The sequence below is a fragment of the Acidaminococcus sp. CAG:542 genome (assembly GCF_000437815.1).
Classification (GTDB): domain Bacteria; phylum Bacillota; class Negativicutes; order Acidaminococcales; family Acidaminococcaceae; genus Acidaminococcus.
In genome coordinates this window covers 1-14,273 of the sequence record NZ_FR902069.1, presented here as the reverse complement: position 1 = coordinate 14,273, position 14,273 = coordinate 1, and the positions used below count along the sequence as shown (strand labels likewise).

General features: G+C 55.5%; 14 protein-coding genes and 1 tRNA gene. 1 reads left to right on the top strand and 14 read right to left on the bottom strand.

Annotation, left to right across the window (positions count from 1 at the left end):
* The 8 genes from QVO43_RS05395 to QVO43_RS05360 form a co-directional block, all read right to left on the bottom strand.
* A partial coding sequence (locus QVO43_RS05395) for an energy-coupling factor ABC transporter ATP-binding protein (RefSeq protein ID WP_288174577.1) occupies positions 1-411 on the bottom strand: 411 nt, incomplete at its 3' end.
* On the bottom strand, positions 408-1,271 hold the full coding sequence (locus QVO43_RS05390; protein WP_022487546.1) for an energy-coupling factor ABC transporter ATP-binding protein: 864 nt from the start codon (positions 1,269-1,271) through the stop codon (positions 408-410). The genes QVO43_RS05390 and QVO43_RS05395, both read right to left, overlap by 4 nt.
* The gene (locus tag QVO43_RS05385; RefSeq protein ID WP_022487545.1) at positions 1,264-1,833 is read right to left on the bottom strand and encodes a tryptophan transporter; all 570 of its coding nucleotides are present in this window, start codon (positions 1,831-1,833) and stop codon (positions 1,264-1,266) included. The genes QVO43_RS05390 and QVO43_RS05385 overlap by 8 nt, the downstream gene beginning before the upstream one ends.
* An 85-nt stretch (positions 1,834-1,918) precedes the next feature.
* Positions 1,919-2,296, bottom strand: a complete 378-nt coding sequence (locus QVO43_RS05380; protein ID WP_022487544.1) for a TetR/AcrR family transcriptional regulator — start codon at positions 2,294-2,296, stop codon at positions 1,919-1,921.
* Between the two features lie 282 nt (positions 2,297-2,578).
* A complete protein-coding gene (locus tag QVO43_RS05375; RefSeq protein ID WP_022487543.1) occupies positions 2,579-3,022 on the bottom strand; it encodes an Hsp20/alpha crystallin family protein in 444 nt (147 codons plus the stop codon).
* Between the two features lie 263 nt (positions 3,023-3,285).
* A complete protein-coding gene (locus QVO43_RS05370) occupies positions 3,286-4,098 on the bottom strand; it encodes a C39 family peptidase (RefSeq protein WP_022487542.1) in 813 nt (270 codons plus the stop codon).
* 98 nt (positions 4,099-4,196) lie between these two features.
* Positions 4,197-4,895, bottom strand: coding sequence for a TetR/AcrR family transcriptional regulator (locus tag QVO43_RS05365; protein WP_022487541.1), 699 nt, complete (start codon positions 4,893-4,895; stop codon positions 4,197-4,199).
* 109 nt (positions 4,896-5,004) lie between these two features.
* A complete protein-coding gene (locus QVO43_RS05360; protein WP_022487540.1) occupies positions 5,005-6,273 on the bottom strand; it encodes an S-layer homology domain-containing protein in 1,269 nt (422 codons plus the stop codon).
* Positions 6,274-6,607: 334 nt separating this feature from the next.
* Between QVO43_RS05360 and QVO43_RS05355 the strand changes: the two genes are divergently transcribed.
* Positions 6,608-6,952 (top strand): hypothetical protein, encoded by a 345-nt coding sequence (locus QVO43_RS05355; RefSeq protein WP_022487539.1) that lies wholly within the window; start codon positions 6,608-6,610, stop codon positions 6,950-6,952.
* Between the two features lie 37 nt (positions 6,953-6,989).
* On the opposite strand, the gene fumC is transcribed toward QVO43_RS05355, so the two are convergent.
* The 6 genes from fumC to QVO43_RS05325 all read right to left on the bottom strand — a co-directional run bounded on the left by fumC (position 6,990) and on the right by QVO43_RS05325 (position 13,894).
* A complete protein-coding gene (gene fumC, locus QVO43_RS05350) occupies positions 6,990-8,366 on the bottom strand; it encodes a class II fumarate hydratase (protein ID WP_022487538.1) in 1,377 nt (458 codons plus the stop codon).
* A 139-nt stretch (positions 8,367-8,505) separates the two neighbouring features.
* A complete protein-coding gene (locus QVO43_RS05345; protein WP_154488010.1) occupies positions 8,506-10,434 on the bottom strand; it encodes a TRAP transporter permease in 1,929 nt (642 codons plus the stop codon).
* A 22-nt stretch (positions 10,435-10,456) separates the two neighbouring features.
* On the bottom strand, positions 10,457-11,008 hold the full coding sequence (locus tag QVO43_RS05340) for a DUF1850 domain-containing protein (RefSeq protein WP_022487536.1): 552 nt from the start codon (positions 11,006-11,008) through the stop codon (positions 10,457-10,459).
* Positions 11,009-11,017: 9 nt separating this feature from the next.
* Positions 11,018-12,016 (bottom strand): TAXI family TRAP transporter solute-binding subunit, encoded by a 999-nt coding sequence (locus tag QVO43_RS05335; protein ID WP_022487535.1) that lies wholly within the window; start codon positions 12,014-12,016, stop codon positions 11,018-11,020.
* Between the two features lie 530 nt (positions 12,017-12,546).
* Positions 12,547-12,622: transfer RNA gene (locus QVO43_RS05330), tRNA-Lys, on the bottom strand.
* A gap of 45 nt (positions 12,623-12,667) precedes the next feature.
* Positions 12,668-13,894 carry an NAD(P)-dependent oxidoreductase gene (locus QVO43_RS05325; protein WP_022487534.1) on the bottom strand — a complete coding sequence of 409 codons (1,227 nt, stop codon included), beginning with the start codon at positions 13,892-13,894 and terminating at the stop codon, positions 12,668-12,670.
* Positions 13,895-14,273 lie beyond the last annotated feature (379 nt).

Here is a 14,273-nt window from a genome sequence, read left to right as displayed (position 1 = left end):
GGAAAGCCCCCGGGGATACTGGTCCAGGCAGGGGGTCAGCCCCATGGCTTCCACCGCATCCCGGACCTGCCGGTCCAGGGCCTCTTTGGGCATTTTCCGGTTCTGGAGGCCGTAGGCCACTTCATCATATACCGTATCCCCCAGCAGCTGGAGGTCTGGATTCTGGAACACATACCCCACCTTGTCCGCCAGGTCCGCCGGTTCGTAGCCGGCAATATCCACTCCGTCCACCAGCACCTGGCCGCTCCGGGGATGGTTCAGGGCCATGAACAGCCGGCTGAGGGTGGTCTTGCCGCTGCCGTTGTGGCCCAGGAGAGCCACTGCTTCCCCGTCTTCCACTTGGCAGCTGATGTCCTGGAGCACAGGGATGCCTCTCCGGTAGGCAAAGTTCACTGCTTTTGCTTCAATCATTCCTTGGCGCCTCCCTGAAATTTCTGGAGCAGTTCCTTTTCTGCTTCTTCTTCCGTTCTCCAGTCTCCCAGCTTCACCTGGTACTTTTCTTCCAGGCCCAGTTTCACCTGCCACAGTTCCGGCAGGTTCTCCCGCAGGTCCTCCTGGGCGAAGGCGTTCCGGGCGGCTTCGGCAAAGGGTCCCTGGACCCGGGCCTCTCCCTGGCTGATGAGCACCAGGTCCGTCATATAGGGCAGCAGGTAGTTCAGGTCATGTTCCACCACCACTACGGTCATCTGATGCTGCCGGTAAATCTTGTACAGCAGGGCATACAGGGACCGGGCCCCGTCAGGATCCAGGGCGGACACCGGTTCATCCAGGATCAGCACTTCCGGACGGCAGGCCAGCACGGATGCCAGGAGCAGCCGCTGCCGCTGGCCTCCGGACAGTTCGTCCAGCTGGTAGTTTTCCCGGCCGGGAAGCCCTACATCCTCCAGGGCCTGGCTCACCCGGGCATCCACCTCTTCCGGGGAGAACCCGTGGTTCAGCAGGCCGAAGGCGATTTCTTCCCCGGCAGTCAGGGACACCATCTGGCTTTCGTAGTCGTCCATCATGATCCCCACCCGCATGGCGATTTCGGAGATCTTCCGGCCCTTCAGGTCTTCTCCCAGCACTTCCACCCTGCCGTGGTACCGGCCCCCGTAATAATGGGGGACGATGCCGGTCATGGCCTTGCACAGGGTGGTCTTGCCGGCGCCGCTGGGCCCGGCAATGGCGGTGAAGCTGCCTTTCTGGATGTCCAGGTTGATGTCTTTCAGCACCAGGTCACTGTTCAGATAGGCAAAATAAAAATCAGAAATCCGGATGGCTGTTTCACACATGGTGTTTCCCCTCCGTAGCAAAGAAAATCTTCCGTACCGGGCCGTAGAGCACCTGGGTGACCACACCGTTCAGGACCCCTACGGTGAGCACCACCGGCAGCATGGCATGAGTCCACACGGCAAGGGGCAGCCCCAGCACCAGTTTCAAGATGTAGGTGAACACACTGCCGCTGACGGAAGTGGCCAGGAACCCTACAATAAAAGGCTTCACCTTCAGCTGTTCCAGGTGGGCCAGGGCGAAGGCCTTCACCAGGATACAGGCGGTAAGGGCCCCGCACAGTTCACTGGCAATGTTCCCCAGCGGGAAGGCGGATTTGGACGAAGGGATCAGGGTGAGCCCGGCCACAAAGCCGATGCCCAAAGCCCGGGTGGGCCCTGGCTTCGTCAGACAGATGGTAATGGAATACATGGCGATGGTCCAGTTGGGGGTGACCCCGCCCACGTTGGGGCTGATGGTATGGAGGATGACCCCAATGGCCAGCAGCAGGGCCGTCATGGCCACCCAGCGATGGGTATCACGGGCTGCTTCCACCGTAATCAGTTCCGGAATCGGTTTTTCCATGCTGCGATGCTCCTTTGCTACAATACAGTATAGAATATAGTTTATGGGGACTGGGGGAGGATGTCAAGGAAAAAGGGGCTGTTGCCTAAGCAACAACCCCTTCAACGGTCTCACAGCTCTTCAAACAGCTGCTGCCCGATTTCCAGCATTTTCTCTTTTTGGGTTTCCAGTTCCACCAGGAGTAGTTCGATCTTTTCTCCGGCACCCCGAAAATCTCCAGGGCCTGGGTCAGGATCAGCCGTTTCAGCTGCTCCGAAAGAGCCGCCAGGATTTCGTCCTTGGTTTTGTACCAGCGGCGGATCTCCAGCCCTCCCACTCCAGATTCCTCACTGATCCGGCTGAGAGTCATCCGCTGGTAGCCTACATCCAGCAGCAGTCTGGCTGCACTTTTCAGGACCCGTTCCCGGCCGGTCAGGTCCTGTGGAGTAACGTCTGCCAACGGTTGTTTTCGATTTCTGCCCATAAATCCTGTGACTCCATTCTTCCTGCAATATTTTGCGGTATGATTTTAGTGTATCACGGGGCAAAAACTTCATCAATCAATAGCGAAAAAATTCATTGTTTTCATTTTTCTGCCACAAGTATCCCTCGAAAATCCTGTAACTTCTTGCACTTGAGCCATGACTAAACAGTCTGTTTCCGACTATACAGTCATACATTTGTTGCACAAAAAAAGGACTGCCGCTCAAGCAGCAGTCCTTTTTCTCTATGGAGCTCCGACTTTCCACGGAGTCTCCCGCCCTCGTTATCCTTCGATGGCGATATATTTCTTGTTGTCCACCTTCTGGGGTTCCTTTTTGGGGATGCTCAGTTCCAGGATACCGTTTTCGTACTTGGCCTTCACATCAGCCTCGGTGACCCCTTCGCCTACATAGAAGCTCCGGGCGCACTGGCCAAAGGTCCGTTCACGGCGGATATACTGGCCTTTCTTGTCTTTTTCATCCTTGTCCACACCCTTGCTGGCACTGATGGTCAGATATCCGTTTTCCAGCTGTGCATGGATTTCATCCTTCTTGAACCCCGGCAGGTCAATGTCCAGTTCATAGTGGTCGCCCACATCCCGCACATCGGTCTTCATCATATTTCTGGAGTGTTTCCCGTACAGAGGATTTCTGGCCGTAAACACATCATCAAAGTCATTCATGAGATCATCGAACACATTGTCATTGAAAACGCTAGGCAGTAACATAAGCCATTCCTCCATTCAATCTTGGCCTTGAAGGTCAGCTTTTGGAACTACCGAAAGGCTGGATTCCTGCGGCCCCTCAGGGGCCCGTCCTACGTTCCAGGTTCTCTTGGGAACCCTTCTCTGTGGTCTTTCCTTCGTTCTGGTATTATAATAGCACAGGTTGTTAGCACTGTCAAGCGTTGAGTGCTAAAAAGTCAAAGTTTTTTTGACTTTTTAGAGGAGAGGAATGGGGCTGTTGCATGTGCAGCAGCCCCTCTAAAAAATCACAGCTTCACCCGGGCCGGAGAGGCGATCAGGAACAGATTGTGGTTCCCTCCCTCTTTTTCCGGGAACTGGCCGTACATGTCGAAGGTGGAGAAGAACCGGGCGGCCGGGTAGATGCCGTAGCCGTCCTGGTTATGGTCCGTGGTGTCGTAGGGATCCGCCACGATCAGCACATCGTCCTGGGTGTCGGCGGTGCCCATGTCATCATAGCCGATGATTACCTGCCAGTGGCCGCCCCAGTCGATCCATCCTGCCAGGATAGGCTTTCCGGCCTTCAGGGTGGCCTTGATGTCTTCCGGTCCGAAGGTCTTCCCGGCCTTTGCATAGTCTTCCGTGGTCACCAAGTCGAACCCTCCCACCTTCTGGAACATGTCCTTCATCTGTTCCAGGGTGGTGCCCGGATATCCGTCCGGGAAGCCAGGGACATTCACGTCCTTCAGGGGATGGCGCAGATCCGCCAGCTTCTGTTCCGTCCAGTCCTTCTGCCGGTCATACCACCGGAGCACCATCAGGGCTGCCGCCGGTCCGCAGGACCATTCACTGGACTGCTGGATGGTCTTGAAAGCCGGCAGCAGCACCAGGGACCCTTTGGAATGCATATGGTAGAAGTCCGGGTGAGTGTAATAAATGGTCTTTTTGTGATCCAGCTTCCGCTCTATGGAAGCAGCCCCCTGGTCCTGGGTGATTTTCGCCGGTTCCTGGAATTTCATGTCATCACTGAAGTTCCGGTTGGCCGCCAGCACCGGCAGGGAGAAGCCGGCGGCCAGCAGGCCGGCCAGCACAGCAGAAGTCAGTTTTGGGAAAAGTTTCATATCCATCCGTTCCTTTCACGGCCCGGCCCTTTTTCCGGAAAGGGCCCTCGGGCATCCGTATTTCTTCTCCCTATTATAAAAGATTTCCGCCGGAATGCCTATAAGCTCCCCAGGATTTTCCCGCTGATTTCCTCCAGCAGGGGCCGCTGCTCCTCCAGCCGGTCCAGCATTTTCTGGATGGTCCCGGAAGAAATCCCGAAGATCCGTAGGGAATGGGTCAGGAAGGTCCGGCGGATCCGGTCCCAGTGGTAGGGCTTCCGGAACCCGTGGGCCATCACATAGCCTCCCAGTCCGGAACACACCAGCAGCATCTTTTCGTAGCTGAACTGACTGGACATCCGGACGGAAAACAGTCTGGTCACATACCGGTAATGGCGGGCCACCACTCGTTCGAGCAGATGGGGGATACAGTAGGCAGTCTTCCAGAAACTCCACAGCATGGTGTTGGTGTCCAGTACCTCCATTTCCATCCCCAGCAGCATCACATACCGGTACAGGGCCATTTCCTCCCGGGTCCAGGATTCGGGGAAAGCCTCATCTGGCAGGAAGGTGTGGCAGATATAATCCCGGGTCCGTTCCATCAGCTGGGCAGCCAGGTCATCCAACAGTTCTTCCTTGGTCCGGTACCAGAGACTGATCTGCCGCTGGGGAATCCCCAGGGATTCCGCCAGTTTGGGCAGGGTGGTCCGCACATATCCCAGTTCCAGGAACATCTCCTTGGCCCGGTGGCGGATCTTCCGGTGCAGGGCCTCATCCTTTTCTTCCAGCAGTTTTTCTTCCTTTTTCCGTCTTCCCATCAGAACATCCTCCTTTGCCGCAGCTTCTGTTTCCATTATACCAAATCCCTTCCGGCTAAAAAACAAGAGGACTGCCGCCAGTATGCAGTCCTCTCGTGTTGGTTGCTGATTAGAAGGTTACGACCATCTGAGACCACAGGGTCCGTGCATGTTCGTCGCTGTCCTTGCCTTTCAGGTCGAAGTATTCCACCTGGGCCACCATGTTCTTGGCCAAGGTTACGTTGCCGCCGAAGTGCCAGCCCTTGAACCCTTCTTCCGGGAACACATCATACCGGCCGTTCATGGTATGAGCAATGGTAGTGGTGGCCGCCTGATCATAGTATTTGGTGAACAGGCCCCAGCTGCCGGGTTTGGAAGCGGTGGCGCCGCCGTATTGCAGCCAGGCAACGACCCCGTCGTCATCTTTACCCATGTCATCCAGGTGATCATTGTCCCCGTTCAGGTACATGGCCCCGAAGTTGAACTTGCCTGCGGTGTAGTCGGCACCGACCGTCCAGATGGAGTCATCATCTTTGCCCATGCCCATGGCGGTTACATCGTCTGCCCGGACGTAGTTGGCTGCCATGTTCAGGTTGCCCCAACGGCCGCCTACTTCCGCCCTCCAGTATTTGTCGGCCACGGAATCGTTGTTGGAATCGCTCCAGCTGTATTCGCTCTTGTTGGCCATTTTGCCCCAGACCCCGGTGATGTAGGCCTGGCCAATCTTCACATCGGCTTTGATGGCATCCACACGGCTATCGTAGATGTTCCCGTCAGCGATGAAGTCCTGGAACCGGCCGCCGGTCAGGTTTACCACCCCGATGTTCCCGGTCAGGTAAGCTCTCTGGAATTCCGTGTCATCGTCACCGGATTCGTTCTGGCCGATGAAGTGCTGGTTGTTTTCCAGCATGGATACGTAATGCCAGTTGTCGTTGACTTCGCCGGTGAGGAACAGACGGGTACGGAGCCGGGCGTCGTCGTTGTCACGGCCGGCTTTGGCAGCCTGCCATTTGTTTACGGCACCGCCGGAGCTGTGATCATAGCTCAGCCGGACGTTCCCGGTGATCTTCACATTGTCGGCGTTCTTTTCCAGTTTGGCCACCCGGACACCCAGGTTGTCCAGTTCATCAGCGAATTCGCTGACCAGCTTGTCATCGGCACCGATGGCTCCTTTGGCCAGAGCTTTGGCTACAATCTGTGCCATTTCATACCGGGTCATGGTTTTGTCACCTTTGAAGGTGCCATCAGGATATCCGTCCACCACACCGGCAGCAGCCAGTTTTGCTACAGCTCCATAAGCCCAGTGGCCTGCAGGCAGATCAGAGAACGGGTTGGCGGCAAATGCCGTGGCGCTGATGCCCATAGCCATAGCCAGAGCACACACTAAGTTTTTTTTCATGATAAAAATCCTCCTTCTGGTAATTTCCTGTCCGGAAGGGGTTCGCCTGCTTCCCGGGTTCTGTGCGAGTGGCCTTGTTTCCTCTACAGGTGCCGGCAATCCTGCGCTTCTCTTCGTTCCAGGATCTGTGGTAGTTTTCCACGTCTTCACTATACCAGAGGAAACTTTCTCCCGTCCCGGAAAACGCCTTGTGTTCCCAAAGCCTTCTTTTTTACAAGTGTATATTTCACGAACTTTTCATTTTTATCACAATATCGATGGAAAAGAGACGCTTGCAGTTTTGGAGAAAAGAGGGTATGATGTAATTAATCTTATTACAGGAAGGATGATTCCCATGGCAAATCATGAAGAACTGGTTGCTGAAGTAAAGAATCTGGCCGCAGCCCCCAGCGTGTACAGCGGTCTGAAAGATCTGGCGGAACAATGGCTGGCCGCTGAGGGCACCGCCGCCCAGGCCAACCTGACGGCCCTGCTCCGGGCTGCCCTGAAGGAAGATGTAAACACCATTGACCAGGTGCTGCCCTTCTTCGCTTCTGACGAGGCCAAAAAGGCCTTCGGAGCCGAAACCGCTGCCCAGCTGCTGGCCCAGGGCCAGAAAGTAAAGGCAGAAGGAGGCAAGTACTGCTTCTGCCCCGCCTGCACCGCCGGAGCGAAGATTCTGGAGATGTTGGGGGAATAAAAAAAAAGGAGCTGTTGCATGTGCAACAGCTCCTTTTTTATACCATCTTCTCCGGATGGAACACTTTGTCGAATTCTTTTTCTTCCATGAAGCCCAGCTTCAGGACGGCTTCTTTTAGGGAAATGTCGTCCTTGAAGGCCAGTTTGGCCACCTGGGCACATTTGTCGTAGCCGATATAGGGGCTCAGGGCCGTTACCAGCATCAGGGAATTGTGCAGGTTGTGGGCCATTTTTTCCTTGTTGGCCTTAATGCCCACCACACAGTTCTTCCGGAAGGATTCCATTACATCTCCCAGGAGCCGTACGGACTGAAGGAAGTTGTAGATGGTCACCGGCAGGAACACGTTCAGCTGGAAGTTCCCCTGGGAAGCGGCAAAGCCGATGGCCGCATCGTTGCCCATCACCTGCACCGCCACCATGGTCACCGCTTCACACTGGGTGGGGTTCACCTTCCCGGGCATAATGGAAGAACCCGGTTCGTTGGCGGGGATGGTGATCTCTCCCAGTCCGTCCCGGGGGCCGGAAGCCAGCCAGCGCACATCGTTGGCCATTTTCATCAGGTTGGCGGCCAGGGCCTTCAGGGCCCCATGGGCAAAGACCATATCATCCAGGCTGGTGAGAGCATGGAATTTGTTGGGGGCTGTCACAAAGGGGAACCCGGTGTTCTTGGCAATGAAGCCCGCCACCTTTTTGTCAAAGCCTTTGGGGGCATTGAGGCCGGTACCTACGGCCGTGCCCCCCAGGGCCAGTTCCAGCAGCCCTTTTTCCGCGGCTTTGATTTCCTGCCGGTTCCGTTCCAGCATGGTCCGCCAGCCGGAGATTTCTTGGGAGAAAGCCACAGGCACTGCATCCTGGAGATGGGTCCGGCCGGTGGTCACAATGCCTTTGTTTTCTTTTTCCAGCTTTTTGAAAGCAGCCACCAGCTCATCCAGGGCCGGCAGCAGGTGTTTTTCCAGTTCCCAGACGGCAGCAATGTGCATGGCGGTGGGGAAGGTGTCGTTGGAGCTCTGGGACATGTTCACATGGTCGTTGGGATGGAGCAGGGCTTCCCCGGCCAGTTCATTGCCCCGGTGGGCGATCACTTCGTTGACGTTCATGTTGCTCTGGGTGCCGCTGCCGGTCTGCCATACCGCCAGCGGGAAGTTTTCGTCCAGTTTGCCCTTGAGGATCTCATCGCAGACCTTCCCGATAGTCTGGCAGCGTTTCTTGTCCAGTTTGTCCAGAGCCCCATTGGCCTGGGCCGCGCTTTTCTTCAGATAGGCAAAGGCCCGGATCACTTCCAGGGGCATTTTTTCCGTACCGATCTTGAAGTTTTCAAAGCTCCGTTCCGACTGGGCACCCCAGTATTTGTCCGCCGGGACTTTGATTTCACCCATAGAATCCCGTTCCAGACGCCATTCCTCTTTTTTCGCCATGATATCCCCTCGCTTTTCCTATGATATCTGCATTATTCCATAGCCCTGGAGGTTTGTCAAATGAAGAAGAGGGGCTGTTGCGCATGCAACAGTCCCCTCTATCATCGATCAGAAGTCAACGGCCGGTGGAGGCCATTCTTTATGCCGCCTGCAAAGAAGCCGCTTTCTTTTTCTGGAAGAAAATCACGCCGATGAGGATCACGGCTCCGATAATATCGGTCTGGATTCCCGGGATCATCAGCAGCAGGGCCCCGACCAGGGACACCAACCGCATGACCACATTCACCGGTGCGTACACATATCCTTCGCAGGCCACCGCCAGGAGGAACACCCCCAGCGCCGCCGTTGCCGCCGTAAACAACCCTTCCCCTAAGGTTGTATTGATCAGCATCAGCTGAGGCGACAAGACGAAAATATAGGGAATGATGAACCCGGCCACTGCCAGCTTCACCGAGGTCCAGCCGGTCTTCATGGGATCCCCGCCGGACACCCCTGCCGCGGCAAAGGCCGCCAGGGCCACAGGAGGCGTCAGGTTGGCGAACATGGCAAAGTAGAAGCTGAACATATGGGCCGCCGCATTGGGGATGCCCAATTTGAACAGGGCCGGCGCCGCAATGGAGGAAGTGATGATGTAGGAAGGAATGGAAGGCAGTCCCATCCCCAGGATCATGCAGGTGATCATGGTGAACACCAGGGTGAACATGATGCTGGTATTCCCCAGACTGATGATGGTGTTGGCCATGGTGAGCCCGAACCCGGTTTTGGAGGAAACCCCCACCACAATGCCCACGCAGGCACAGGCAATGGCCACACTGACCGTCTGCTTGGCTCCTTCCGCCAGGGCATCCACAATGGCTTTGGGTTTCATCCGGGTGGCTTTTTTCAAAGCGGCCACCAGGATGGTCACCCCGATGGTGAGCACCGCCGCATAAACCACCGTGGAACCGGACATGAACAGCATGTACAGCAGGAACACAATGGGAATGATCAGATGGCCCTGGGCCTTCAGCACATCCCGGGTACGGGGCAGCTGTTCTTTGGGTACCCCTACCAGACCGTCTTTGGACGCCCGGAGCTGGACCTGGATCAGGATCCCCATGTAGTACAGAAGCGCCGGAATGGCCGCCCAGACGATGATTTCCGAATACTTGACCCCCAGGATTTCTGCCATGATGAAGGCTGCCGCCCCCATAATGGGCGGAAGCAGCTGGCCTCCTACGGAAGCTGCCGCCGACACCGCGCCGGCAAATTCCGCCGAATAACCGGTCTTCTTCATCAAAGGAATGGTAAAGGACCCGGTGGTCACCACATTGGCCACCGCAGAGCCGTTGATGGAGCCCAGGAGCCCTGCTGCCACCACGGACACCTTGGCGGGACCGCCTTTGGTGTGACCGGCAATGGACAGAGAAATGTCATTGAAGAACTTTCCCATGCCGGATTTGGTCATGACGCAGCCAAACAATATAAACAGGAAAATATAGCTGGAAGATACGTTGACGGAAGTGCCGTAGATCCCTTCCGTATTGGCGAAGAAATGGTTGGACAGACTGAGCCAGTCGTAGCCCCGGTGCATGAACATCCCGGGAAACTCCCGGCCATACATCCCGTAAAGGATGAAGCAGATGCTCAAGATGGGCAGGGCTTTGCCGCTGCAGCGCCGGGTGGCTTCCAGCACCAGCACCACCAGCAGGGTAGCCATGACCATATCCATATCGCTGGCCCGTCCGGCCCGTTCCACCACACCCAGGTAATCATGCCAGATGTAGAAAGGAATCACGAAGGAAATGGCCGCCAGGAACCAGTCGAACCAGCTGGGGGTAGTCCGGCTGGATTTTTTCCTCATGGGATACATCAAAAAGCACATGGAACACATCATGGCCACATGGAGAGACCGGTGGACCAGGGTCACCGGAGGTCCAAAAATAGCCGTATACAGATGGTAGAGAGAAACCAGGATGGCAAAAATGTAAAAGAAACTTTTGATTTTGCCGGTGAATTTCCGGGTGGCGCTTTCCTTGTCCACCTTTTCGATGATGGCATTGGTCTTGGCCGCCATTTCTTCCGTCATGTCTCCCGTGATGATCCCGTCCTTATTGACGGGAGCCTGGGAGAAAGCGTCGGAGCCCGGAGCTGCAGAGCGTTTCTTCAAGTCGTCCATCAAAATACCCCCTTTTCTCTATGATCAGGGTCAGCCGGGTATGTTCCGGCAACAGCCGGCCGCTGGTGAGCAGCTGGTCGTTGATCCGGATCTCCCGGGTGGCGTAATGGGAGTTCAGCCAGTCGATCCGGGGAAACACCTGGTCGATCTGGTCCATGTAAATGTTCCCTTTTTCATCGATCCAGGTCTTCTTCCCCCTGTTTTCCGGAATCCCCGCCCCGAAAGCCGGGAAGGAAATGGTATCCAGCACCAGGCTGTTGTCCGGCGCCACATGGAAATATTCATGCCAGTGGATGTGCTCCAGAGAATGGATCCATCCGAAAAACAGCCTGTCCCCCGGCCCGGCGGGATATTCCACATAAATTTTCCCTGTCTGATAATCCCTGATCCGCAGGACTGTCCGGCCGGCCCAGTGCCACCAGAACAGCAGTCCGATGGCAAAGGGCAGGGCCAGACAGGCCAGGATCCTTGTTTTACCCTTCACGGGACAGCCTTAGAGCTTCCCTTTTTCTTTCCAGAATTTTTCCGCCCCGGGATGCAGCTTCAGAGAGGTCCCTTTGATGCCTCTCAGACCGGTATCCAGGGTGATTTCCCGTTTGGCCGTAGCATGGGAAGCTCCGATGGTTTCCAGCCCCTTCTGGGAATAGATCCCGGTAAGCAGGTCATACACCACATCATCAGGCAGCTTCTTGTCCACCAGCATCACGTTCATAACGGCAGCGGTAGGCGTATCCGCGTCCGTGTCATAGGATTCCTTGGGAATCTTGAAGGGCATGTAGAAGGGATACTTGGCGGTCAGGTTCTTGATGGCTTCCCCGTCGATGGGAATGAACCGGATTTTCTTCATGGTGCCCAGTTCCTTGATGGTGGCATTTCCCAGGCCGGAAGTCACGAAGGCCACGTCGCACTGGCCGTTCTTGATCTGGTCGATGGCTTCCCCGTAAGACAGGTAGTCCACCTTGGCGTCCTTGTAGCTCATGCCATTGGCTTCAAAGATCATCCGGGCATTCAGTTCCACCCCGGAGTTGGGAGCCCCGACCCCCACTCTCTTGCCTTTGATGTCCTGGAAGGTCTTGATGCCGGAATCTTCCGTAGTAACGATCTGGACCACGTTGGGCCACAGACCCATCATCACCCGCAGGTCCGGCTCCTTTTTCTTGCCTTCAAAGGCCCCGAAAGCGTCCTGGCACTGGATCACCGAGTCGGACATGGCAATGGCCATTTCACCCTTGCCGGTAAGGATCCCGTTGATGTTTTCCACCGTAGCCCCGGTAGCCGTAGCAGAAGTCTTGTAGCCCATTTCCCCGACGACTTTGGAGAAAGCGCCTCCGATAGGGAAATAGATACCGCTGGTAGGACCGGTAAGCACGGTGATGAACTGTTTGCTCCGGTCCAGTTTTCCGTCAGCAGATTTCTTGTCCCCGGAGCCGCCGCAGCCTGCGGCTGTTACGGCCAGCATCCCTGCCATCAATACTGCAAACCACTTTTTCACAATAATCCCTCCTTAGATTGATGGAATAAAGGCTCTTCAAACCCGGTGAAGGGCTGAATTCAGAAAGAAAAGGGGGTAAATCATAAAAAGGCAATCCGCTATCAGCAGAATTTATATTTGATAAAATTATTGTTTATTTTCATATTTCCGTGAATTCTATGGATTCAGTATAACATACAGTTTTCTCGGATTCAACATGAAATCGTTCAATCTATTGTATACAATAGATTGCATAAAGACATTATTTGTTCATAATAATTGATTTTTATATGTTCCAATTCACAATTTTATCAAATTTATTTATGGCGTTTTTGTGTCTTATGGATTGTCCAATGCACAGAAGTCCGTAGTGACTGCGGGCGGCCGGGCCTGCCGCCCCTACGGATCCGGCGTACACGTTCAAACAGGCCGGCAAGCTGCAGGCGGCTCTGCCCACATTTTGCCCTGGACCGGCGCAGCTGTGCCGCCCGGTCCGCCCGCCGCACACAAAAAAAGACCTGTCCCAACGGGACAGGCCTTTGGCTTTCAAATGGTGATCCACCCGGGACTCGAACCCGGGACACCCTGATTAAAAGTCAGGTGCTCTACCAACTGAGCTAGTGAATCATTGCGTTGCAGCTTAATCATTATAGCGTGAAGTACCGGATTTTGTCAACCCTTTTTATCCAAATTTTTCATGTAAAGATCCATTTCGTCGGCAATCTTCTTGGAATACTCCACCGCATGGACCACGGTCTTGGCTCCGGTGACCACATCTCCGGAGGCAAAGACCCCGGGCAGGGTGGTTTCCCCGTCTTCGCTGGTCTTCAGGTTCCCCCGGTCGTTGAGCTCCAGGCCTTCGTTGTGTTCCACCAGCCGGCGCTTGGGCACCTGGGATACGGCGATCACCACGCTGTCCACCGGCACCAGACGGGCGGTGTCTTCCAGCACAATCACATGGCCGTCTTCCACTTTGGTATCCGCCACCATTGGGCCTTCGTCCTTGATGGCCACGGCGGTTTTGTTGAATTCGTACTTCACTCCGTCCAGCAGGGAATATTCGTATTCATCCTGGGAGGCGGACACATGGTCCCGGCGCACATAGACAGTGACGCTTTTGCAGCCGTGACGGACGGCGGTACGGGCCACGTCCATGGCGGAGTTCCCGGACCCGAAAATGGCCACGCTCTGGCCCAGATCCACTGCATCCGGGTTGTTCAGGTAGCTGATGGCATAGTGGACATTCCCAAAGGTTTCCCCGGGGATCAGCATCCGTTTGGGCCGCCAGGCACCGGTGCCGATGAACACGGATTTGTACCCGTCGGCAAACAGGTCCTTCAGGGTGATGTTGCCGCCGATGGTGAAGTTGAACCGGAACTTGATGCCCATTTTCTTCATCCGGTCTTCGAACCGGTCCAGGATGTACCGGGGCAGCCGGAATTCCGGGATCCCGTACCGCATGATGCCCCCGATCTTGTCCCGGGAATCGAAAACGGTGATCTGGTAGCCCCGTTTGGCCAGGATGATGGCAATGGTGATCCCGGCAGGGCCGGCGCCGATGATGGCCACTTTTTTCCCGTTGGAGGGAGCCTGGTCGATCTTCAGCCGGTCGAAGCAGGAATCGGAGATGTAGTTTTCAATGGCGGAAATGTGCACGGGAGCTCCCTTGATGCCCCGGATGCAGTGACCTTCGCACTGGGCTGCATGGTTGCACACCAGACTGCAGACTACGGAAAGAGGGTTGTTGTCAAACAGCATCTGGGCGGCCGTCATCAGGTCGTTTTCCTTGAACAGCCGGATCATTTCCGGAATATTGGTATGGATGGGACAGCCTTCCCGGCACCGGGGCTTTTTGCACTGGAGACACCGGTTGGCTTCTTCCAATTCGTGAATGGACATAGGAAAAACCTCGTTTCCTTTAAAATGGTATTTTTTATAGTCTATCGAACTGGCAGGGATTCTGTCAAGGGAAAAGGGGGCTGCAGGTATGTGTCAACAAGTTCTCGGTAAAGCCTTCATCACAGTATAGTTATTCATTCATGTCCGAAAGTGAAGAGTGCAGAGAGATGTCGGCGCAGTTGGATGGCCCATTGCGATGCCGCCCGCAGGGCTGTGTCTCCCGCGACGGATGTGACGAATAGGAGAACCCCACCACCATTGCACAAGCGCAATGGTCCCCCGCCCCTTTCAGGGGACGGACTTCAACGGATTCCCTCCCGGCTCCCGGAGAATCGATGTATACCCGTACAAAGTACCAGCAAGGCCGGAGGCCAAGTCC